Raw genomic sequence first — 329 nt, forward strand, 5'->3', positions numbered from 1 at the left:
GGCGGTAACAGGGGTTCGAATCCCCTTAGGGATGCCACTTATTTTTTATTTCCTTTATTGGAAGTTAATGAATAGGTAAAAAGGGTATAACAAACTAGGTCTTGTTGTTTCCTTTGATTGAAGAACGTTTCAATCATAAAAGCGAGATGAAAATCTTGTTTGATGCTTTTCTAAGTAGTTGAACCTTGTTTATTCAATGTTCACTTACTCAATAGTTTTAGTGTCCCTATCGTCTAGAGGCCTAGGACACCGCCCTTTCACGGCGGTAACAGGGGTTCGAATCCCCTTAGGGATGCCACTTATTTTTTATTTCCTTTATTGGAAGTTAA

Annotated in this window: 1 tRNA gene; it reads left to right on the plus strand. The window is 38.3% G+C overall.

The features are described 5' to 3' along the window. Positions 1-222: 222 nt before the first annotated feature. Positions 223-298: transfer RNA gene (locus H4J69_RS19750), tRNA-Glu, on the plus strand. The last annotated feature ends 31 nt before the right edge of the window (positions 299-329 follow it).

The organism is Colwellia sp. BRX10-9, from assembly GCF_014077405.1.
Lineage (GTDB): Bacteria > Pseudomonadota > Gammaproteobacteria > Enterobacterales > Alteromonadaceae > Colwellia_A.